We start from the raw sequence: 22,343 nt of genomic DNA on the forward strand, positions 1-22,343 counted from the left end.
TATCAAATTAAACTTAAAGAGATTATATCGTTTATGAAAAAATTAAATATAAATAAAAAGGGTACCCATCCTAACCAAAAATTAGTTAATAGTTATAAAGTTATATTGGCAGCTATTTTTTTGATGAGTATATCGACAGCAAATGCGGCTATCTCCTTAGATCGCACTCGTGCAATTATTAATGGTAATGAGAAATCGATTAGCCTGAATATTAGTAATGAAAATAAAACATTACCTTATCTTGCTCAAGGTTGGATTGAAAATGCACAGGGTGAAAAAATTAATGATCCATTTACTGTTTTACCTCCAGTACAACGTGTTGAGCCTGGAGATAAAAGTCAAATAAGAATTCAACCCTTAGCTAGCATAGAAAAATTACCGCAAGATATTGAGTCAGTATATTATTTTAATTTACGTGAGATTCCACCGAGAAGTGATAAAGCAAATACGTTGCAACTTGCATTACAAACACGAATAAAACTTTTTTATAGGCCAACACCTATCATTCCAACTAAGAATGATATCGATAACCCATGGCAAGAAAAATTGGTTTTAAAACAGCAAGGCGGCAAATATATTGCATTTAATCCGACGCCTTATTATATAACCATTATTGATGCAGCAAAGAAAATTAAAGGTGATACCGTAAAAGGCTTCGAGCCAATTATGATCGCTCCCAAAAATAGCCAGCCGTTAGGTGTCGATGTTGCAACATTAGGTAATACCCCAGTACTAACATATATCAATGACTATGGTGGCCGTCCTAATCTTAGTTTTAACTGCCAAGCAAATGAATGCAAGGTATCTCCAAGTAATAAATAATCTATCTATCAAATAGTAATAGAGGAAGGTATGAGTAAAATAGTGAGTTATAGCGCTCCTTTAATAGGGATTATTTTCAGTACACTTGCCTTTCAGACATTAGCTACTGATATTGGTAAAGTTGATAATTGGGATGTTGATGGTGCCAATGGTGTTTTACAGGTTAGAGGTGTGCTTACCGAAAGTGCATGTAGATTAGCCACGCAATCTGCATTTCAAACAGTAGATTTGGGCACAAATAGTTCTTCAGCATTTAAATTTCTAGGGCATAAAGGCACACCTGTTCCTTTTAATATTCAATTAGAAGATTGTTTAAGGAGTGAAAGTCGTAATCATGATCAACAAGGTAATATAACTTGGAGCTCTGACATGCCAGCCGTAAGAATTCGTTTTCTTGCTGTATCAGATAATACAGATAGCAAATTAATAAAAGTAAATGGTGCTGAAGGCATTGCTCTTGAGTTAAATGATGAAAATTTTAAAAAAATTAAACCAGGTGTTTTTACTAGGCCAAAACTATTATCAATGGGCAATAATAAATTAACCTATTACATTACTCCGGTGAGAATTAATAGTCATTTTAATGCTGGTAACTATCAAGCAAATATAAGATTCCAATTAGTCTATGACTAGGATAAAAATATGAAACCATCATATCAATACCTATTATTTAAATCGCAGGTTTTTATTAGCATTATTTCTATATTAATATGTTTTAATACAGCCAGCGCTTCAATGGCTTCTATTGGTTTAACAATTACAGTCATAGAACCCCCTAATTGTAGTTTTGTAGGAGGAAATACATTAAATGTTGACTTTGGCGATGTCCAGCAAGATTTAATCGATGGGTCATCATATAAAAAAACGAATGTTAACTACAATTTACAATGCACAAATTTATCTACTAATCTATTAAAAATGAAATTGAGTTGGACTAACTTTAGAGTTAATGGTGTTGATGCAATAAAAACGAATAGAGATAACCTTGGTATCGCCATTTATCAAGATAATAATATAGTATCCAACAATTCAAATATTCATTTTATTTATGGTGCTATGCCCTCTATTTATGCTGTTCCCATAAAACCAAGTGGTTCAATGCTAAGTGACGCTGGGGATTTTAATGCAGAAATGATTATGACAATTGAATATCAATAAATTAAGAGCCAATATGAAAATTAAATTTTTATATATATTAATAGTTTTTAGTGCTTTTTCTTATTCATCTTCACTCACTGTGGAGTTTAATGGAAATCTAATTATCACGCCTCCTGAATGCATTTTAAATAACAGTCAAAAATCAATGATTCATTTTGGAGATATATTATTAAGCAGGATTGATGGAGTAAATTATAAGCATAAATTACCTTTTGAATTAACTTGCACTAATTTAGCCATGAATAACCTAACGTTAAGTATTCAAGGTGACCCTAGTAATTTTAATAATGGCATTCTCAAGACCAGTAACCCAAAGCTAGGATTAAGCTTCTATATTAATGGTATAAAACAAGATATTAATAAAAAAATAAATTTTAATTATTTAGAATTACCATCATTAGAGGTTAGTCCTGTACAAAATGTTGCAACAAGTTTTGATGGTTCCGATGGCGGAGATTTCACTGCACTAGCAACTCTTAATGTGGACTATCAATAATGAAAAACAACTCAATAAATAATAAAATTCAGTATCAGATATGTTGTTTTCTTTTAATATTCTTAGCAAATATAACCTATGCTAATTGGGGATTTGATGGTTCGTTAATTATACCGCCAAAATGTCGATTAAGTCATAGCGATCCTATCAAAGTTTCATTTGGTAAAGTCGGTGTTAATAAGGTTGATGGAATACACTATAAGGAAAAAATTCCTTATGAACTTATTTGCGATGGCGATCTAACACAACCTTGGAATATCTCTTTAACATTATCTGGTATAGCAGCAGGTGCAGGTTTTGATGATGCAACACTGCAAGTTAAATCTGATCAAAATGGAAATAATGTAGGTATCCAAATTCAAAAGGATGGACAACCTATCACTTTAAATAAAGCATTTGTAATTGATCAAAAGACATTACCCGCTTTATCCGCTGTTATTGTCAAAAAAGCAGGAACTAAACTTATTGGAGACACATTCAATGCTACAGCGACATTAACCATTACATTTCAATAGGAATTATGATGTTCTCGACAATAAGATATTATAATTTATTATTTTTAACAGTATTTATATGCTACTCCTTACCATCTATGGCCGAAACAATTAATTTTGATGGTATATTTGTTGAAGATACTTGTGACCTATATCCCGGAGATGAAATAATTACATTAGATTTCGGAACAATCGCAGATAAATATCTTTATTTAAATAGCCGCACGCTAAGTGAATCATTTAGTATTCGATTAATTAACTGTGACTTATCTTTAGGTCGTGAAATTAATGCTTCATTTAATGGCAATGAAAACTCTTTTTTACCTGGATATCTTGCACTAGACCCAGCAAGCCAAGCTAATGGTATTGCTATTGGTTTAGAAACAGATACTGGAGAAAAAATCGATATAAACAAAAAAGATCACACACAAAAATTGTCAGCAGGTAATAACGAAATAAAACTTAAAGCCTTTATCCAAGGAGAGCATTCTGCATTAGCAAATAAAACAATTTCATATGGAACATTTATATCAACGTTAACATTCTTTTTAGAATACAACTAAAAGTATAAAAGCTACATTTAAATCATAGGTATTCAAAAATGAAAATCTCAGCAATAATTCGCGATTATAAAGCTACAGTAATAAAAATAATTTTTATTACTGTATCAATCTTTATTTATAATATAAATGCTTATTCTGTAAGTTGGGGCGCATTTACTCAAAGAAATGGTAATGATGTTACTATTCAATGGGGATGGCCTAATGAAGATAGCAATAGTGTAATTTGCTTTAATCCATCAGGTTGTGTTGTAACCGTTGGCCCATATGATTACCGGGGATCTAGCGCTGATCCTAAAACATTTGGAGGTATAAATTTACCCTATGGCATGCAACAAAAAGTCATCATCCGCAATAATGGGACGGCACTGGATGCTTTTAATGCTTGGAAACTACAATACGGCACCGCCAATACACAAACAGTTACTGGCATGTGGGGTAATTATCCAAATACAGACTTCTCATCGGTTTGTTACGGGTTCCAAGTTTTTCAAATCTCAACTTGGGGAACTTCTTATGGCACTTTATTGCCTAGTGCTGCCTGTGGGGTAGTACCGCCATCAAACACTTCTTGTAATTTTAGCTTCCCTACGAGTATTGATCTGGGTTCCGCAGTTAGTGGCCAAAATGGCTCTTGGTCTGGAGAAGCTACAGGGGCTTTTAGCTGCACCAATATTGTTGATATAAGGGCTAGCTTATTAGCTACTCCCTATTTAAGTAATCTTCCTGTTGATATTTCAGTCAATCAAGTTTCACTGGATATCAATAATAAGAGCGTTGCTAGAGGGCAAATAGCACCACTTAATTTTAAGGCAACCACAACAGGTAAGTTCACATCTGCAGGTAAGTTTAACGCTAATGCAGTTATTTTGTTTTCTTTCAATTAGCAAACACATTACTAATATGAATGTTAAATAAATAAAGCACAGCAAGAACTGCCAATAATAACTTTATTAACTGATAGTTACCTATAAAAGCAAAGCCGTTCCTGTACCTTAATGGCCCAATAGTGAAAGAGGGTTAGTCCCCCTCTTCCACTTGCCCTTTATACTCTTCTTGTGAAACCAAATGTACCCCTATATATCGCTGATAACGTGCGGGTTTTAATTTGGTTAAGTCCACCAGTACCAAGCCATCGATACAATCATTGAATGCGGGGTCTGTACCGAAATCCATAAACTGTACGCCACCCGGCTCGCATAATTCAGTATATTGCTTATAAAGCGTCGGAATTGAACAGCCAATGTTATTGAGTAAGCTTTTCAATTTAACTAAATCTTCGTGGTAATTGCCCCCTGAAAATTGGGCTAATACCTGTGGCAAAGAAGCTGGATACGGCTGATGTGACTGTGCAATGCTGTGTTGCGCCGAAAAATAGAGCCGATAAAAAGTAATCAGTAAGTCACGCGCCGCAATCGGCATTGAGCCAGACATAGATACAGGACCAAAAAGATAGCGATATTGTGGGTATTTCGCCAAATACGCGCCAATACCTAACCATAAATAATCTAAACCCCGTTTTCCCCAATATTTAGGCTGAATAAAGCTCCGACCAAGCTCAATACCTTGCGCTAATATTGGCATCATGGCTTGGTCATAATGAAATAAGCTAGAGCTGTAAATACCCTGCAAACCTTTGGTCTCAATTTGCTTTTTAGTGGGTATAAACCGATAAGCCCCTACAATATCAAGTTCACTTTCATCCCATAATACCAGATGATAATAATCGTTATCATAGCTGTCTAAATCACGGCGCTTACCTGAGCCTTCCCCTACAGCACGAAATGCAATTTCGCGTAATCGCCCTATTTCTCGCAAAATCGGCGACCTTACTTCTTGGTTTCGGTGATAAAGGTAAATCGCTTTCCCATCAGGGGATGTTCCTAGCCGCTCACATGCCACCAACGCTTTTTTTAATTCAATTCTGTCTTCTGGTAAAGCAATTGGTGATTCGCTGGTAAATAGCCCTTCCTTACCTTTTCCCAACAAATAGACATGGCGACGAAAGCGCCCTGCTAGCTCATGAGCCGCTGTATGGCCATCATGCCAATGAATAAATGGGATGCTGCCACCAATACGAATTTTTAATCTTTTTCCTCGCTGCTTAAACATTTCCCTGACTAACATTAAAGTCGATAACGGCTTGTAAACCAACGAGGTTAAATAGAATAAATGGCTATTTCGCCCTTGAATATGAATGGGGACAATAGGTGCTCTGGCCTTTGCGGCTAAACGCAAAAAACCTGTACGCCAGTGGCCATCACGAACCCCTTTACGGCCAAACCGAGAGACTTCACCCGCAGGAAACACAATTAATGCCCCTTGTTTGTCCAAATGCCGTTGTATTGCTTCAACTTGCTGCCGACTGGTTCGGTTATTCATGTTGTCCACTGAAATAAATAAGCTTTTTAGTGGCTCTATATAATTGAGGAACTGATTTGCCACGATTTTGACATCAGGACGAACGGCAGCAACTGCACGTAATAGTGCAAGACCATCGAGTGAGCCTATCGGGTGGTTAGCAACTAAGACAACAGGACCTTGAGTTGGAATATTTTCTAAGTCTCCCTCAACCATTTCGCAAGAAATATCAAAGAACTCCATGATTTGTTCAATAAGATCCAAGCCCTTTAAGTGCGGATAATCTTGGGCAAATTGGTGAAATTCTTGTTCAAACAGCAGCTTTTTTAATAAACGACGTTTCCATTTGCCTGGTGTTTGATGAGGAAAAATATCGTGCAGCAGGGTATCGACACTAAACATAATGCTATCTCCTAACTGAGTTACGACGAACTTAAGTCAGACTCATAACAACAATATGTTTATTTTATGACAAAATGGTGAAAGCACAAAAATGATGATGTAGATCATTACTTTTCATTTACTAATATTATAGTTATCTAAAATCAATAATTTTTCCGAATATTGCTTTCTTGAATAATTTATATTTTACTCATTTTATAATATGCATTTATTCCACAACAATTAAAAAAGTATAAAACTAAATTTTTTGATTAGTTTTACTTAATTTATTTGAATAATTCAGAATTTATTATTTATAAATACCCACCAATTAAATTGAACTAAAAATTTATTACAATAAGATCAGAAACAAATAATACCCTTTAAATTCAATTAAATAAAAATTAATTATAAGTTTAATTTTTAACTTTTTTCTTATTGATAGGCAAATCTTATTTCAGCAATTGCTTAAACCGATGGCCATCATTGATAAAAATCAAGAACCTCTCGACCTTATTTATACATGATAGTCCGGCTGTAGAATTATATTAATTAAAAAATATTTAAATATATTTGACCGCAATCTTTCAAGGATAGTGTAATGAAAAAACTTACTCGCATTACGGTCGCTGTCATATTTTTGCTTTTACTCGGTTATTTTGGGTTATCTGGATATGTGTGGTATCACGATAATCAACGAAGAGAAAATAATGACATTCAGACATCTAAAATTGCAGAAAATAATCAAGTTCTCAAATTCTTCGCTGAAAAGGGATGCGATTACTGTCACACGCCGTCAACTGATTTACCTGCCTACGCATCGTTCCCCATTGCTAAGCAACTGATGGAATACGATATTCAGCTAGGTTATAAATCATTCAACCTTGAGGCTGCTCGCGCTGCACTCATCGCAGGAGAACCTGTACCACAAAGTGAATTAAATAAAATTGAGTGGGTTATGCAGAACCACACCATGCCGCCAACTCGTTATGTTGCACTTCATTGGGCAAGTAGCGTCAGTGATGAAGAGCGTAATAGCCTTTTGAATTGGATAGCTAAACAGCGAGAAGAGCACTATGCCAGCCAAGATACCGCTGCTGAGCACCGTAACGAACCAATTCAACCAATTCCAAAATCACTGGATGTTGATGATGCAAAAGTCGCATTAGGTTTCCGCTTGTATCATGATGCGCGCCTGTCAGGGGATAGCACGATTTCTTGTGCGCACTGCCACGCACTCAATGCAGGTGGTGTTGATGGCCGTAAAACATCAATTGGTGTTGGTGGCGCAGTAGGCCCAATCAATGCGCCAACGGTGTTTAACTCTGTATTTAATGTCGAGCAATTTTGGGATGGTAGAGCACCTGATTTACAAGCGCAAGCCGGTGGCCCACCATTAAATCCTATCGAAATGGCATCAAAATCATGGGATGAAATCATTGAAAAATTGGATAAAGACCCTGTCTTAAAACAAGATTTTAATGCAGTTTACCCAGAAGGGTTTACGGGTGACACCATCACAGATGCGATTGCTGAGTTCGAAAAAACCTTAATCACCCCAGACTCTCCGTTTGATAATTGGTTAAGAGGCGACAAAACTGCATTAACCGCACAACAGCTCCATGGTTACCAGTTATTTAAAGAGAACAAATGTGCAACCTGCCATGGTGGCGTGATCTTAGGTGGTCGTTCCTTCGAACCTCTGGGCCTGAAAAAAGACTATGAGTTCGGTGAAATTACCGCACAAGATATTGGTCGCATGAATGTCACCTCTGATGAGCGCGATAAGTTACGCCAAAAAGTCCCAACACTACGTAATGTCGAGCTAACCGCGCCATACTTCCACCGTGGAGATGTGGCTACCTTAGATGAAGCAGTGAAACTGATGCTACGTTATCAAGTCGGTAAAGAACTGCCACAAAAAGATGTCGATGATATTGTTGCCTTTCTTGAAAGCTTAACGGGTGTGTATACACCGTATGTACAACAAGGTGAATCACAACAGTAAATATCAATAGCTAATTGATATGAAAAACCAATAGCACCGCTCAAATAATAGCGGTGCTATTTTTTTATTTAAAACTGCCGTATAGGCTACCTACAACCCCGACTTAATCTATATTCAAAGCAATTCACGTTATCGCGTATCTCTTTCCCACTGTGTTATTACTTAAACGATCCCAGTTTCCCAATTTATACGAAACAATGTTAACTAGCTCAAAGTTTTCATTGAATGGTATTTAAAAGGTATTATTAAGTGGTATTGTCATTGCTGTACCCTACAATACCTATAATTAGCCGTATAAAGGAATGAAAGATGAAAAAAACAACAGCAAAACTCTCATTCATGATGTTCATTGAATGGTTTATATGGGGGGCTTGGTTTGTTCCCTTATGGCTATTTTTGAATAAAAGTGGCTTTACCCCTTCTCAAATAGCATGGTCTTACGCCTGTACAGCCATTGCTGCAATTATCTCTCCCATCCTTGTAGGCTCAATTACTGACCGATTTTTTGCCGCGCAAAAAGTCCTGGCAGTACTGATGTTTGCAGGGGCGGTTTTTATGTTTTTTGCAGCTCAGCAAACTGAATTTTCTAGCTTTTTCCCTCTACTCTTGGCGTACGCATTAACTTATATGCCAACCATTGCGCTCACCAATAGTATCGCTTTTTCCAATGTGGAAGATGTGGAACGTGACTATCCTCGTATTCGTGTAATGGGGACTATCGGCTGGATTGCATCAGGCATTGCATGTGGATTTTTACCTTCCATAATGGGCTTTGGTGATATTTCTGCGACTAATATCCCGCTCTTAGTGACAGCCGCTAGCTCCGCTTTACTGGGCTTTTTTACCTATTTCTTGCCAGACACCCCACCAAAAGGAACTGGCAAAATGAGTATTAAAGTCATGCTCGGATTGGATGCCATTGTGCTGTTAAGAGACCGTAATTTCTTAGTATTTTTCGTGTGTTCATTCCTCTTCGCCATGCCTTTAGCTTTTTACTATATTTTTGCTAACGGCTACCTTACTGAAGTTGGGATGAAAAATGCTACCGGATGGATGACCTTGGGGCAATTCTCTGAAATCTTCTTCATGCTTGCTTTGCCCTTCTTTACTAAACGTTTTGGTATCAAAAAGGTATTACTTCTTGGTTTAATCACTGCAGCTATCCGTTATGCTTTCTTTATCTATGGCGATGCAGACCACCTATTCACCTACGGATTACTCTTCCTCGGTATTTTATTACACGGTGTTAGCTACGATTTTTACTATGTCACCGCATATATTTATGTCGACAAAAAGACGCCTGTGCATATGCGAACAGCGGCTCAAGGCTTAATTACTCTCTGTTGCCAAGGCTTTGGTAGCTTACTGGGTTATAGCCTAGGTGGGCAAATGATGGAAAAACTTTTTTCTTACGGTGAACCTGTCAACGGCCAGACCTTTAACTGGGCCGGTATGTGGGGCTTCGGCGCTGCTATGATCGTCGTAATCACGGTTGTTTTCATGTTGATGTTTAAAGAGTCGAGCCGTGATATTCAAGAAATTGATATTAATAAAAGTGGCATAAAACCCACATCCAATTAGTTAAGCAATCATTAATTAAACGCCTTTATTGACCGACTGCCAACACATAAGGGCGCTGTTTTTAGCCAAAATTGAAGGAATTATAATGAACAAAGAGAACCGTATTTTAGGCACGTTTTATGGCCAAGCCTTAGGTGATGCAATGGGAATGCCTTCTGAATTATGGCCTCGCTCTCGTGTTAAAGCACATTTTGGTTGGATAGACCGCTTCTTACCTGGGCCAAAAGAAAATAATGCAGCTTGCTACTTCAATACGGCAGAATTTACAGATGATACCTCAATGGCGCTCGCACTTGCGGACGCGATTATAGAATGTGATGGCAAAGTGAGTCCTGAACTTATTGGCCGTAATATTTTAAAATGGGCAGAGCAATTTGATGCCTTTAATAAAAATGTCTTAGGGCCGACCTCTAAAATTGCATTAAAGGCAATAAAACAAGGGACTCCGATTTCTCAGTTAGAAAACAATGGCATGACAAATGGTGCCGCAATGCGAGTTTCCCCACTCGGTTGTTTGCTGCCAACTCATTCTATTGATGAATTTATTGATGAAATTACACTCGCCTCATCGCCAACGCATAAATCGGATGTGGCAATTGCGGGGGCGGTCGCTATTGCTTGGGCAATTTCTAAAGCGATAGATGGCGAAAATTGGCCGCAAATTCGCGACCAATTACCTGCTATTGCGAAGCTAGCACAAGAAAAGCATGTCACAACCTTTAGCCCATCAATAGCTGCACGTATTGAACTTGCTTTACACACGGTGAAAAACACGATTGGCACCGAGCAAGCAATGGAACAGCTTTATCAACTCGTTGGCGCTGGTACGAGCACCATTGAGTCAGTTCCTGCCGCCATTGCTATGGTTGAATTAGCGGAAACTGATCCCAACCGCTGTGCCATTCTGTGTGCTAATTTAGGGGGAGATACCGATACCATAGGGGCAATGGCCACCGCCATTTGTGGCGCCCTCCATGGCGTTGATGCCATCGATAAACAGCTCAAAAAACAATTAGATGATGTGAATCAACTTGATTTTACACAGTATAGCCAAGCCTTTATGGCATTGAGAACTGCAAGAGAAAAAGCTTATGAAAACTGCTGAACTTATTGCCCATCTTCCATTGCAAGCAGAGCATCGTCCTGTCTGCCTGATTGGCGCTGCCGTTATTGATGTGATTGCAGATGCATATTCACTGCCTTATCGCGGAAGTGATATCGAATTGCACCAGCAGAGTGTCAATATCGGTGGATGTGCTCTGAATATTGCGGTGGCCTTGCAGCGTCTTGGTATCCAGTCTCTCAATGCATTACCTATTGGGCAAGGTGTATGGGCAGATATCATCCGCAACCAACTCAATAAAAAAGGTGTGAGTTCCGTTATAGAAACGAATAAAGGTGATAATGGCTGGTGTTTAGCCTTGGTTGAACCCGATGGAGAAAGGACATTTCTTTCAATTAGCGGTGTAGAAAACCAATGGGAACGCCAAACCCTAGATGAATTGCCAATTACATCTAACACTATCATCTATCTTTCTGGCTACCAACTAGCCGCAAAATGTGGCGAAACTCTGCTTTCATGGCTGGAGTCGCTCTCCGATAACGTCACTTTATTTATCGATTTTGGCCCTCGGATCGCCGACCTTTCGAAAACACAATTATTACGATTAATGGCTTTAAAACCAATCATTTCGTTGAACCGCCAAGAAGTCGAACATATCGTCACATTATTCCCTGATATCGCGCATCAAGGAATGGATACAGAAGCATTAGCCAATATTTGGCATTCTCAATTTTTAGTTCCCGTGATTGTTAGAGTCGACAAAGAAGGCGCGTTCTTTCAAGAAAGTGGTCGTTCATCAGGCTGGGTGGCACCATTTGAAACCACCGTTGTCGATACCATTGGAGCAGGAGATAGCCATGCAGGAGGCGTGATTGCGGCATTGGCGTCCGGCTGGGCACTAGAAGACGCCGTGTTACTCGGAAATGCTGTCGCATCCTATGTAGTTAGCCATCGCGGAGGGGATTGTGCGCCTTCGTCTGAGCAACTCACCGCATATTTACAGCAATATTAATCATCAGAGAAAAAAGAGGCCTAGCCTCTTTTTTACTCTTCAGAGACAAATACATACATATCACTGCGACACTGATTAAAACTGTATTCAATGGGCACATTTTTATGGTCGAAAGCCACCTGCTTAATCACTAAAATAGGTACGGTCTTTTCCAATTTAATGTGCGTTTGGAAGTCTTCATCTGGCATTCGAGCACTCACCTTGCTCTTTGTTCGTGTAGGATAAATATTTTGGCTGCGAAAATAATCGTACAAAGATAAGCCAATATCATCGACATCACCAATCAGCCCAATAGGAACATATGACTCCTCAATAGAGACCGGCTGTTCATCCACATAGCGAATACGTTTTAACATAAATACATTACTATTGATGGGGAGCGCTAGTGACTCTGCCACCTCCTGTGAACAAGGCACGATACTTTTATTGACCCAAAGTGTGTTTGGTTTTTTTCCAAGTAAAACAACTTGCTGTGAAAAACCTTTAGCTTCTTTGAGTGAATACTCAAACTTATCACTAATTTGGGTGCCATAACCTTGTGACCGAATGATAACGCCTTCTTGTTCAAGTAGCTCTAACGCTTTTCGAACGGTAATACGTGACACCCCTGTCTGCTGACCTAATTCCCTTTCACTGGGTAGCATATCACCTTGATGCAAAACCCCTGTTCGCACAGCAAATTTCACCGTTTCAGCAAATTTTACATACAAAGGTGTATTGTCTATTTCAGCAAGACGGGTACAAAGTTGTTGGATCAGAGATAAATGCGCATCATTCATATTGAGTTAGTCACCTAAAAATCGCAGCAATAATCAATAGTACCACTATCCATAGATTTATTGCAGGCAATTGAATTAGATAAATTTATTACCAATGAAAAACAGAATGCTACAGGGTACTATTTCTGGTGAGGTACACGTTTTTCTCTGATATAGGTAAAGTCAATTGCTGTTGATACCCATCCAGTGTTTCTTTCGATAATATCGCCAATGCGCGGTAAAAATCGCTGTTAGCCGAATCTATCAATACTTCGAGAAAATGTGCCGACCAAGGTAATAAGTGCCAAGCGAGCAACTCTTCTAAATCTGCTCTGCGATTTTGCTCAGCCAGCCAAGCCGCTAACATCAAAATCAACCCAAAGTGGTCTTCAGGCTCTTTTTGTGTCGTTACGGGTTCAACACCTTTAATACGCATCCACTGACGCAATTCAACGGTTGAGTCGCCAAAAACAATCTTTTCTTTATCTAGCCAAACCGAACCCCAAGGGGGAGCAGGTAAAGCATAAGGCCCAATAAACAAGCGCTGCCATGCTTCACTCAGTGGTTCATTCCCCTGAGCACTGGATTGCAAAAGCTGGCTAATTTTTACTAAGGAAGGTAAAGCAAATGGCCATTCGTTATGCCAAGTCGGCTCCTGTAAAATCGCGATAATTTCTGCATTGTTTTCATTCTCTGGGGAGAAATAAAATAAAGATCCCAAAACCCGCCCTGTCACTGCGACGTGTTCAAGAAAGTGCGCTTGTTGCATATTGATTGTCTCTGAAATTATCAGCGCAGGGAAATCACACCCTGCGCTGAAAGTTTACTAATTAAGCTACAGCCATGCCGACTGTCATATGTAAACCATAGAATAGCCCACGACCGATAAATTCACCAACCAGTACCAGCACGGTACCAAGAAGTAAGCTCAAAACCGAAGGCTGATTTTGTCGCACAACAGGCAAAATCCATAACAACAGCCCAATACTTGTCACCACGATGCGTACCACTGGTAAAACACCAAAGTCAGGGACTAAATCCACAGCTTTCTGTACTGAGGTGGTGATAAGCGCAATCTCACCACTTTGCAGTAGTACTGATGCAATAGTCACGATATAAGCAACGACACTAATTGCCGCTAATTTACCACTATTAAATGGAAATTTAGCAACTCGTAATAGTAAAGTACCTAAAATTGGCCCCACAACAAACAGAGTCATAAAGAAGCCGATAGTGGTATGTGGCGTGTTCCATGTCGGTACTGTGCTTATCATATAAACTCGTGTCATTGCCCAAACAAATAGCAATCCCATCAACATGGTGATGATTAACCACACCTTATCGAGTCCTGTTGGCATCTTTTTGATTGCGGATAACAACCACCATAAGCCACCCAAAGCAAAGAAAATAGAGCCGAATAACACTTCGTTACTCAGTGACGAGGCAAATACACGGTTCATCGAGTTAAATGCACGCATCGGTGAGCCCATATGCATCATAGAAGCGAGAAAACCTAAGCCCATCAATACCCATAATGCCAACATCGCATTCACAATACGCTGTTTTTGGGGTTTATCGTCTGTCGATAACCATGCAAGCCCCGTTACAATCACACCACCTGCAATACTTTGGCCTAATACCGTAAATAAAATTAGCGGCCATTCATGTAATCCATTGCCCATGTTATACCTCCCGAGGATTGGCTAAATGGCCTGTCGTATCATTGACAGGGCGACTATTGGCATTTGGTTTAATGACAAGATTGGGCTTGGTATAGTGCGCTTCAGGTAGTGGCGCAATCTCGGCCAAATTGCCATGTTTTTCACGTAATTCATCAATGGGGCCAAAGTCTAATGCACGCAATGGGCAAGACTCGGCACAAATCGGTTTTTTACCAACTGCAACACGCTCATAGCAACCATCGCACTTGGTCATATGTCCTTTTTCGCTATCAAATTGCGGTGCACCATATGGGCAAGCCATATGACAATAGCGGCAGCCAATACACACGCTTTCATCTACAACGACAAAGCCATCTTCACGTTTGTGCATCGCGCCGCTTGGGCACACTTTGACACAAGCAGGGTCTTCGCAGTGGTTGCATGAAATCGACAAATAATAACTAAATACGTTTTGATGCCACACACCGTTATCTTCTTGCCAATCTCCCCCTGCATATTCATAAATGCGCCTAAAATTCACCGCAGGAGATAAATTTTTGTAGTCCTTACACGCTAACTCACATGTTTTGCATCCCGTACATCGTGCGGAATCAATATAAAAACCATATTGTGTTGTCATGATTTATCCCCCTATACCCTTGCCACTTCAACCAAATTACTGTGTTGCGGATTACCTTTCGCTAACGGTGACGGGCGTTGAGTCGTCAGGACGTTTAGGCTACCACCATGGTCTACCTTGTTTTCATCAGGTGCGTACCAAGCCCCTTCCCCCATTGCGACAACGCCTGGGATGATGCGTGGAGTCACTTTGGCAGTGATCTGTACTTCCCCTCTATCGTTGTAAATTCGTACCATGTCGCCATCTTTAATATTGCGACGTTTTGCATCAATAGGGTTGATCCACATCTCTTGTAAACAAGCCGCCTTGATCACATCAACGTTACCGTAGGTGGAGTGAACTCGTGATTTATAGTGAAAACCACTCAATTGCAGTGGGTATTTTTCGGTGAGCTTATCATCATGGCTTTCAAAGCCTGGGGAATACATTGGAAGTGCTGATATCAAATCACCTTCCGCTAGAGTCCATGTTTTCGCAATATCCGCTAAGCGAGATGAATAGATCTCAATCTTTCCTGACGGGGTATTTAATGGATTACCAATAGGGTCTTCACGGAAGGCTTTGTGTGCTACAAAATGCCCTTGCGGGTCCATTTTTTTATAAATTCCTTGCTGCTGGAATGTCTCAAAATCAGGTAGCTCAGGTAACTTTTGTCGTGAGATTTCATACAAATGGCGTAGCCACTCTTCTTGGGTTCGCCCTTCGGTGAATTTCTCTTCAACGCCCATGCGACGCGCAATTTGTGTACACATTTCATACACTGTTTTACTCTCAAAACGCGGTTCGATAGCTTGGCTGGCGAAAATGACATACCCCATATTACTGGCGGCACCATCCAAACAAAAATCCATTTGTTCAGAGGCGGTGCAATCTGGTAGGACTAAATCCGCATATTTCGCTGAGGCGGTCATATGGTTATCAATCACTACTATCATTTCGCATTTTTTATCATCCTGAAGAATGTCATGCGTTTTATTAATATCAGAGTGTTGATTAATTAAGCTGTTGCTGGCGTAGTTCCAAATAAACTTAATCGGAACATCCAGTTTATCTTTGCCGCGTACGCCATCATGAGTTGCGGTCATTTCTGGGCCACGCTCTATTGCATCAGTCCATAAAAATACGGAAATGCTTGCTTTGACTGGGTTTTCTAACGTTGGCATCCGCTCAAATGGAATATCATAATTCCCTTCACGAGCCCCTGTATTACCACCATTGATGCCAACATTACCGGTTAAAATCGGTAACATCGCAATCGCACGTGCGGTTTGTTCACCATTCGAATGACGTTGCGGCCCCCAACCTTGGCTAATATACGCAGGTTTTGCAGAACCGATTTCACGCGCGAGTTTAATGATTTTATCAGCCGGAATACCGGTAATCTGCGCAGCCCATTGTGGTGTTTTTTCTACGCCATCATCCCCTTGGCCTAAAATATACGCTTTATAGTGGCTGTTTTTCGGGGCGTCTGCTGGCAGGGTTTTCTCATCATAACCTACACAATATTGGTCTAAGAAGGGTTGATCAACCATATCTTCAGTGATCAACACATGGGCGATCCCTGCCACTAATGCGGCGTCTGTTCCTGGGCGGATTGGGATCCACTCATCTTCACGCCCTGCTGCTGTATCAGTATAACGCGGGTCGATCACTATCATTCTTGCATTAGAACGCTCACGAGCTTGTTCTAATTGATAAGTAATCCCACCACCGCTCATACGGGTTTCTGCAGGGTTGTTACCGAAGAGAACCACCAGCTTTGAGTTTTCGATATCGGAAACGCTATTACCCGCTCCGCTACCATAGGTATACGGCATTGCACAGCTGATTTGTGCCGTACTGTAGGTTCCGTAATGGTTTAAATAGCCGCCCATACAGTTCATCAAACGGGCGATGGGTGAATTCGCTGGCGGCCATGAACGTGCGACTGTGCCACCTAATGTGCCAGTACCATAGTTCAAATACACTGCTTCATTACCATAATCGGCAATAATTCGTTTTAGGTTACCACTGATTAGATCGTAGGCTTCATCCCAACTGATTTGTTTGAATTTACCTTCACCACGCGCCCCAACGCGCAACATTGGGTATTTCAAGCGGTCAGGGTTATAGACACGACGGCGCATTGAGCGACCACGTAAACAGGCTTTAACTTGGTGATTATTGCCGTAAACATCATCTCCGGTATTATCGGTTTCGACATATTTGATTTCACCATCAACCACATGCATACGCAGTGGGCAGCGACTCCCACAGTTAACAGTACATGCGCTCCAAACTATTTTCTCTTCAGGTATGGTTGTTTTGGATGCGGTTTCACTGGTATTAGCAACACTATTAAAAGGTAAACTTAGCGCTCCACTTGCAAGTGCGAGTCCCCCGACGGTACTGGTTTGCATTAGCTTCCTGCGGCTGATCTCCGATTGGAGTACTCCCTCAGATAATGCTTTACTCATATCTGCCTCACTTTACATTGCTTCAGCGTTTTAAAATGGTTTTCTGAAATTTATTTTTATCTTTAATTTATTTATCAACTTCCAATTACCATTCTATAACCGAGGCACCGTGGGGTATTGTGCACGATCAACAATCCAATACAAATTGTGTGGTTTTGATACGTTATATCGAGTCATTCAAGCCAGACTAAAATTAAAATAATTATTTTTAATGTTTAATTATGAATTAAATTGAAATAAATATAATTCCATTCTTCTTTAACTTGAGTTTACTGTTTTTCATTTATTTCCGAGTCTCTATCCATAAAAAATCCCCTTAAACGAAAATTGACTAAAGCGTTTAAGGGGAAACATAGAAACTAACCTTATCTAGTGACTTTTTTCTTTTAACAGCACTCAAAACTGGCAATTACGCCGTTAACCCACCATCTAAGACCAATGTTTGCCCGGTTAGGTACTGGCTGTTATTACCAATCAAAAATTCAACTAGCTCTGCCACTTCTTGAGGTTGCCCTAAGCGACGTAAAGGGATGTTTTGGCACATAGCTTTTAATTTAGCTTCAGGCATTGCACGGGTCATATCACTATCAATAAGCCCCGGAGCAATACAATTCACACGTAATCCAAAACGCCCAACTTCATGAGCCAATGAACGCGTCAACCCCATCATCGCCGATTTACTCGCCGCATAAGCTGTTTGACCAATATTGCCTTTTAACCCAGTAATTGATGACATCAATACGATTGAGCCACTCCCCGCCATCAACATGGCAGGTAATAATTTACGGTGCCAATTCATCACGGAAATGACGTTGTTCTCTAGCACGTCTCGCCAGATTTCAGCATCTTGATGAATATGTAAGGCATCCCTAGTGATACCTGCATTATGAATAATCGCCGTAGGCGCTCCAAATTGTTCCAATAACGAGCTAGAAAGCGCATCAACTTGGGCTTCATTTTTACCATCACACGGGGATCCTTTCACCCATGTATCTAAATCGGGGTTTTCAAGATTCGCTTGAGTTTCATTAACACCATCAACGCTACGCCCAGTAAAAACTACATTCCAATGGCGTCGCAATTCGCTAACCAGTGCAAGTCCAATTCCTCGGCTTCCTCCCGTCACGAGTATCCATTGATTATTTGCCATTTTAAGATTTCGACTCCTTATCAATATGTTCACACAACGCTTTCACCGAAATTTCTGGATGTTCTAGGAAAAATTCCGCATCTAAAGCAACATTAAAGTCACGTTTAACCAGCACCATAAGTTCAACATAATCTAAGCTATCGAACTCTAACTGGACTAAAGTCATCTCCGCATTCAGCTCTTCTGCTTCTAAATCTTTTGCGTCACAGATCATGTCACTAATTTTGGTATAAATTTCTTGATATTGGCTCATTTGTTTTATCCTTGCATTCTTATTGAGTTATTGAATTAACTTTCAATGTTATTGAATTATTTATTATTTTTTCTCTGTAACGAGCAGCGATACTAATACTCACTAATCGACCACTCTCACTATCGGCGATCACTAAGGCCGGCAAAATACGTAGGTAAATAGGCTCAGGAGAGGTGATAGGAACCCATTTAGTCAGAAGTTCACGGTCAAACACCACCTCTTGATGGGTTTGTACGATAGGATAACGGCAAAAAATATCTTTCAATGTTGAGCCGACCGGCAGCCATTGTGCGATCTCTTGTTGTTCAAATAACGAGCTATCATGAATTAAGTACCAGAACAAAACTGCGTCAATAAACTGCCATTCATACATTTCGTTGGAAAACTGAGAAAATATTGACTGCAATTTCACCATCTCTGCGGCCGAAATCGTTATCTCATTGGCGATTTCATGTAATACAGGTGGAGGACTGTTCGACAATTGGCAAGTTAAGCAATTTTGTTGTGTATCAGAAGAAAGTAAAGCTACAGACCCCGCTTTATTTCGTGCAACTAATTGATAATCTTTATCGTTCCACAGGGGATTACGCAGTCGCACAACACATTTGATAAACTCAGGGGCGGTAACCTCTTTTGAAGCCAATAATGGATGATTTAATGATTCACTCGCGAATTGTTTCACATCGAGTAATGCACGCATGCCATGCACACTCAGTTGATCTCCACCCTTTGCTTTGACCCATTCAAGGTCGAAATGAATCGGGTTATCATCACCAGAAAATGAGGCCCACTGTTTTGCATCCTCAAGGGTATAGCGTAAAGTCCTCATGACGCTTTCTCTAAAATCAGTGCCGCATTTGCCCCACCAAAACCAAAACTTAGGTTTAATGCACGCTTAACTTCACCAATGCGGTGTTCATTAGGGATATAATCGAGGTCACATTGCGGGTCCGAGTGGTGCAAGTTCGCAGTTGCAGGCATCACACCATGCGCCATCGCTTGCAAGCAAATAATGGTTTCAAAGCTGCCAGCAGCGGCAATTAAATGTCCCGTATAGGATTTCGTACTGGATATTGGGACTTGGTAAGCTGCCGCACCTAATGCCTTTTTCAATGATTCTGTTTCATTTAAGTCATTAAGAGCCGTTGAGGTTCCATGGGCATTGATATAATCGAGAGATTCAGGAGCAGCTCCCGCTTGTTGTAAAGCCATTTCAATGGTTTTCACTCGGGCAACACAATCTTCTGCTGGTGATGTAAAATCAAAGGCATCAGAAAAATTCGCATACCCTGTAATCTCGCCCAAAATGGTGGCGCCACGAGAAATAGCGCTCTCACGCTCTTCTAAACACAACACGGCCGCACCTTCAGAAAGGACAAAACCACTGCGATCTGCGCTAAATGGGCAACTGGCACGAGTCGGGTCTTCCGCTTCACGTGTTAAAGCACCAAGAACATCGATATTCCATACAGCACAATCTGTCCGCAAGGACTCCCCTGCACCAGCGAGCATCATATCGGCTCGTCCATGACGAATCGCTTCAAAAGCATCACCAATCGCAATAGTGCCTGTCGCACAAGCCGCGATGGTGGTATTTTGATATCCACGCAAATTCCAAAACTGGCTGCAAGCCGCCGTTGTCACATTTGGCATTGCATAAAAACAGTTGAAAGGCGAGGTCATCCCTGTCGCTTCAAATTCACTTACTGACATATAACTTTCATCAAGCCCTGCCCATCCCGTTCCCATAATGACACCGCACATCAGTGGGTCATAAAAATCAGTTAATGGCGTGCCTGCGAAGGCCATATCCATGGCTTCCCGCGCTGCCCCCAAGGCTAAACGCGTATGGCGTGGTAAACGACGACGAATAGCCGCGGGAACCCCTTTTAAGCTAGGTTCATTATCAATAAGCCCTAAAAAATGACTGTGGATATTTTGCGCGGTTTTATCAACGTAACGATAACCGAGCTTTTTATCCATAATTGCTTGCCAACATGCCGAAGCCGTATCACCCAGAGGAGTGACAGCCCCATAGCCTGTGACAACAACGCGTTTAAAGTGAGATTTTTGGTTCATAATGGGTTGTCCTCCTGTCGAGCGCTACCGCCACCTTGTGCTAGCCAAAGTTGTAGCGTTGCATAAAGATAATCGTATTGATTTTGCGCTAATGAGTTCTCAATAGTTAAAAGGTCATCTTGCGCATTAAGCAGTGTTTGATAATCCACAGCACCGGCTCTGTAACGGCTGTTGGTTAGTTTTAGTCGCTGCTGGCTAAGTGATAATGACTGCTGCAATTGCTGACGAATTTCATCCGCGGCAAAACGGGCCTCCATCGCATTATCGACTTCTGACAAGGCGGTATAAGCCGCACTACGAAATGCCACCGCAGCTTGTTGCACTTGTAAGTCGGATTGTTCAATGGTCAATTTCACTGTGTTCCACTGAATAAATGGCAAAGAAATCGAACCCCCAACAACCCGTGTCGGGTCACTAAACCATTGAGAAAACAGCTGGCTACCCGCATTAAGCGCACCTTGCAAAGACAGTGTCGGGTAGAAGCTCAATTTAGCAGCGTCAGAATCAGCAAGCGCGGAACGTAAACGTGACTCGGCGGCTTGAATATCCGGCCGCTGTGCTAATACGGCCAACGGTGTCGCGTTAAGAATTTCAATCCGTTGATTTCGATTAAGTGCGCTAAGCTCACGCACATGTTGCTCTGCAGGGCGGTTTAACAATAGTGCTAATGCATTACGGGAACTATCACGCTCTTTAATGAGTCGTCGCAATTCATTTTTTCGACTAATCACCGTTTGCTGTGATTGTAAAAAATCCAGCTGGCTAACTTTTCCTGCCAAATACCATGACTTAATTTGCTGCTGACTTTTTTCTGCAATCTTTTGGCTTGCTATCAGGTTATCAATCTGTTGATTTAACAGCGCAATATTCCAATATAATTGTGCTGTCGTATTAATAACCACTAATGCTGTTGCATGGTAATCCTGTTCGGTTGCTATAGCTTCCCACTCATTCTTTTCACGAATACGTGCCAGTTTTCCCCATAAATCGATTTCATAATTTAAGGTTAGGTTTGAGCTATAGCTTTCTTGAGGGGAAGTGCCATGGCGAATGGATTTCGTATTACTTGCTGAGCCGCCAAGGGAGAAATCCGGGGTTATATTGGTATTTGCTAACCCAGCAGTACTTCGCGCAAGCTTTAATTTAATTGCCGCGGTAGCTAAGTCATTATTATTTTCTAGTACCTGATTGATCAGTTGGGATAGTTGAGGATCTTTAAACTTATCCCACCAATTTCCAGCAACATTCCCCCCCTGCACTGACGTAATCACGTCATTCGCACCAGATTGGCGTATTTTATCATCCCACTTCTGAGGCAATGTGAGTTCAGGGCGTTGGTATTCGGTACGCGTAAAACTGCCGCAGCCATTAAGCAAAAATAAAGCAGAAATAATATAAAGTGATTTGATA

The 22,343-nt window shown here is 40.6% G+C and carries 22 protein-coding genes; 11 read left to right on the forward strand and 11 right to left on the reverse strand.

All coding sequences use genetic code 11. The annotated features are described in order from the left end of the window. Window positions 1-123: 123 nt before the first annotated feature. From PR683_RS08930 to PR683_RS08960, 7 genes are all read left to right on the forward strand, one after another. Window positions 124-822 carry a fimbria/pilus periplasmic chaperone gene (locus PR683_RS08930; RefSeq protein ID WP_162617372.1) on the forward strand — a complete coding sequence of 233 codons (699 nt, stop codon included), beginning with the start codon at window positions 124-126 and terminating at the stop codon, window positions 820-822. Between the two features lie 30 nt (window positions 823-852). Then, window positions 853-1,455, forward strand: coding sequence for a fimbrial protein (locus PR683_RS08935; RefSeq protein WP_109912763.1), 603 nt, complete (start codon window positions 853-855; stop codon window positions 1,453-1,455). 9 nt (window positions 1,456-1,464) lie between these two features. Next, window positions 1,465-1,980: a fimbrial protein gene (locus PR683_RS08940; RefSeq protein WP_228367291.1), complete on the forward strand. Its 516-nt coding sequence runs from the start codon at window positions 1,465-1,467 to the stop codon at window positions 1,978-1,980. 13 nt (window positions 1,981-1,993) lie between these two features. Then, the gene (locus PR683_RS08945) at window positions 1,994-2,476 is read left to right on the forward strand and encodes a fimbrial protein (protein ID WP_227024195.1); all 483 of its coding nucleotides are present in this window, start codon (window positions 1,994-1,996) and stop codon (window positions 2,474-2,476) included. After that, window positions 2,476-2,991, forward strand: coding sequence for a fimbrial protein (locus tag PR683_RS08950; protein ID WP_110731623.1), 516 nt, complete (start codon window positions 2,476-2,478; stop codon window positions 2,989-2,991). The genes PR683_RS08945 and PR683_RS08950 overlap by 1 nt, the downstream gene beginning before the upstream one ends. Window positions 2,992-3,068: 77 nt before the next feature. Beyond that, a complete protein-coding gene (locus PR683_RS08955; RefSeq protein ID WP_272513260.1) occupies window positions 3,069-3,533 on the forward strand; it encodes a fimbrial protein in 465 nt (154 codons plus the stop codon). 38 nt (window positions 3,534-3,571) lie between these two features. Continuing rightward, window positions 3,572-4,417 (forward strand): hypothetical protein, encoded by an 846-nt coding sequence (locus PR683_RS08960; RefSeq protein WP_109912767.1) that lies wholly within the window; start codon window positions 3,572-3,574, stop codon window positions 4,415-4,417. A gap of 133 nt (window positions 4,418-4,550) precedes the next feature. Here the strand turns inward: PR683_RS08960 and PR683_RS08965 are convergent, their stop codons facing one another. Then, window positions 4,551-6,293, reverse strand: a complete 1,743-nt coding sequence (locus PR683_RS08965; RefSeq protein ID WP_109912768.1) for a lysophospholipid acyltransferase family protein — start codon at window positions 6,291-6,293, stop codon at window positions 4,551-4,553. Window positions 6,294-6,873: 580 nt separating this feature from the next. On the opposite strand from PR683_RS08965, the gene PR683_RS08970 reads away from it, so the two are divergent. The 4 genes from PR683_RS08970 to PR683_RS08985 all read left to right on the forward strand — a co-directional run bounded on the left by PR683_RS08970 (window position 6,874) and on the right by PR683_RS08985 (window position 11,936). Further along, the gene (locus tag PR683_RS08970; RefSeq protein WP_109912769.1) at window positions 6,874-8,280 is read left to right on the forward strand and encodes a cytochrome-c peroxidase; all 1,407 of its coding nucleotides are present in this window, start codon (window positions 6,874-6,876) and stop codon (window positions 8,278-8,280) included. A 309-nt stretch (window positions 8,281-8,589) separates the two neighbouring features. After that, window positions 8,590-9,861 (forward strand): nucleoside permease, encoded by a 1,272-nt coding sequence (locus PR683_RS08975; RefSeq protein WP_196719624.1) that lies wholly within the window; start codon window positions 8,590-8,592, stop codon window positions 9,859-9,861. An 85-nt stretch (window positions 9,862-9,946) separates the two neighbouring features. Further along, on the forward strand, window positions 9,947-10,966 hold the full coding sequence (locus PR683_RS08980; protein WP_164529215.1) for an ADP-ribosylglycohydrolase family protein: 1,020 nt from the start codon (window positions 9,947-9,949) through the stop codon (window positions 10,964-10,966). Next, the gene (locus PR683_RS08985; protein WP_164529216.1) at window positions 10,953-11,936 is read left to right on the forward strand and encodes a PfkB family carbohydrate kinase; all 984 of its coding nucleotides are present in this window, start codon (window positions 10,953-10,955) and stop codon (window positions 11,934-11,936) included. Before PR683_RS08980 ends, PR683_RS08985 begins: the two co-directional genes overlap by 14 nt. Before the next feature lie 32 nt (window positions 11,937-11,968). Here PR683_RS08985 and PR683_RS08990 read toward each other — a convergent pair whose 3' ends face one another. From PR683_RS08990 to PR683_RS09035, 10 genes are all read right to left on the reverse strand, one after another. Continuing rightward, window positions 11,969-12,715, reverse strand: coding sequence for a GntR family transcriptional regulator (locus PR683_RS08990; RefSeq protein ID WP_004907708.1), 747 nt, complete (start codon window positions 12,713-12,715; stop codon window positions 11,969-11,971). A 109-nt stretch (window positions 12,716-12,824) separates the two neighbouring features. Beyond that, complete coding sequence (dmsD, locus tag PR683_RS08995) at window positions 12,825-13,463, reverse strand: Tat proofreading chaperone DmsD (protein ID WP_109912771.1); 639 nt, start codon at window positions 13,461-13,463, stop codon at window positions 12,825-12,827. A 61-nt stretch (window positions 13,464-13,524) separates the two neighbouring features. Continuing rightward, complete coding sequence (locus PR683_RS09000) at window positions 13,525-14,376, reverse strand: DmsC/YnfH family molybdoenzyme membrane anchor subunit (protein ID WP_272581752.1); 852 nt, start codon at window positions 14,374-14,376, stop codon at window positions 13,525-13,527. A gap of 1 nt (window position 14,377) precedes the next feature. Next, window positions 14,378-14,995: a DMSO/selenate family reductase complex B subunit gene (locus PR683_RS09005; protein WP_004907698.1), complete on the reverse strand. Its 618-nt coding sequence runs from the start codon at window positions 14,993-14,995 to the stop codon at window positions 14,378-14,380. Between the two features lie 11 nt (window positions 14,996-15,006). Beyond that, on the reverse strand, window positions 15,007-17,451 hold the full coding sequence (locus PR683_RS09010) for a DMSO/selenate family reductase complex A subunit (RefSeq protein ID WP_109912774.1): 2,445 nt from the start codon (window positions 17,449-17,451) through the stop codon (window positions 15,007-15,009). Window positions 17,452-17,860: 409 nt separating this feature from the next. After that, window positions 17,861-18,601 (reverse strand): SDR family NAD(P)-dependent oxidoreductase, encoded by a 741-nt coding sequence (locus tag PR683_RS09015; RefSeq protein ID WP_004907691.1) that lies wholly within the window; start codon window positions 18,599-18,601, stop codon window positions 17,861-17,863. A 1-nt stretch (window position 18,602) separates the two neighbouring features. Beyond that, window positions 18,603-18,854 (reverse strand): acyl carrier protein, encoded by a 252-nt coding sequence (locus PR683_RS09020; RefSeq protein WP_004907686.1) that lies wholly within the window; start codon window positions 18,852-18,854, stop codon window positions 18,603-18,605. Window positions 18,855-18,873: 19 nt separating this feature from the next. After that, entirely contained in the window at window positions 18,874-19,683 is an 810-nt protein-coding gene (locus PR683_RS09025) for a MaoC family dehydratase (protein WP_109912776.1), read from the reverse strand. Continuing rightward, window positions 19,680-20,933 carry a beta-ketoacyl-[acyl-carrier-protein] synthase family protein gene (locus tag PR683_RS09030; protein WP_109912777.1) on the reverse strand — a complete coding sequence of 418 codons (1,254 nt, stop codon included), beginning with the start codon at window positions 20,931-20,933 and terminating at the stop codon, window positions 19,680-19,682. The genes PR683_RS09025 and PR683_RS09030 overlap by 4 nt, the downstream gene beginning before the upstream one ends. Beyond that, window positions 20,930-22,342: an efflux transporter outer membrane subunit gene (locus PR683_RS09035; RefSeq protein WP_210850695.1), complete on the reverse strand. Its 1,413-nt coding sequence runs from the start codon at window positions 22,340-22,342 to the stop codon at window positions 20,930-20,932. The genes PR683_RS09030 and PR683_RS09035 overlap by 4 nt, the downstream gene beginning before the upstream one ends. Between the last annotated feature and the right edge of the window lies 1 nt (window position 22,343).

It is taken from the genome of Providencia sp. PROV269 (assembly GCF_028477785.1).
GTDB lineage: Bacteria > Pseudomonadota > Gammaproteobacteria > Enterobacterales > Enterobacteriaceae > Providencia > Providencia rettgeri.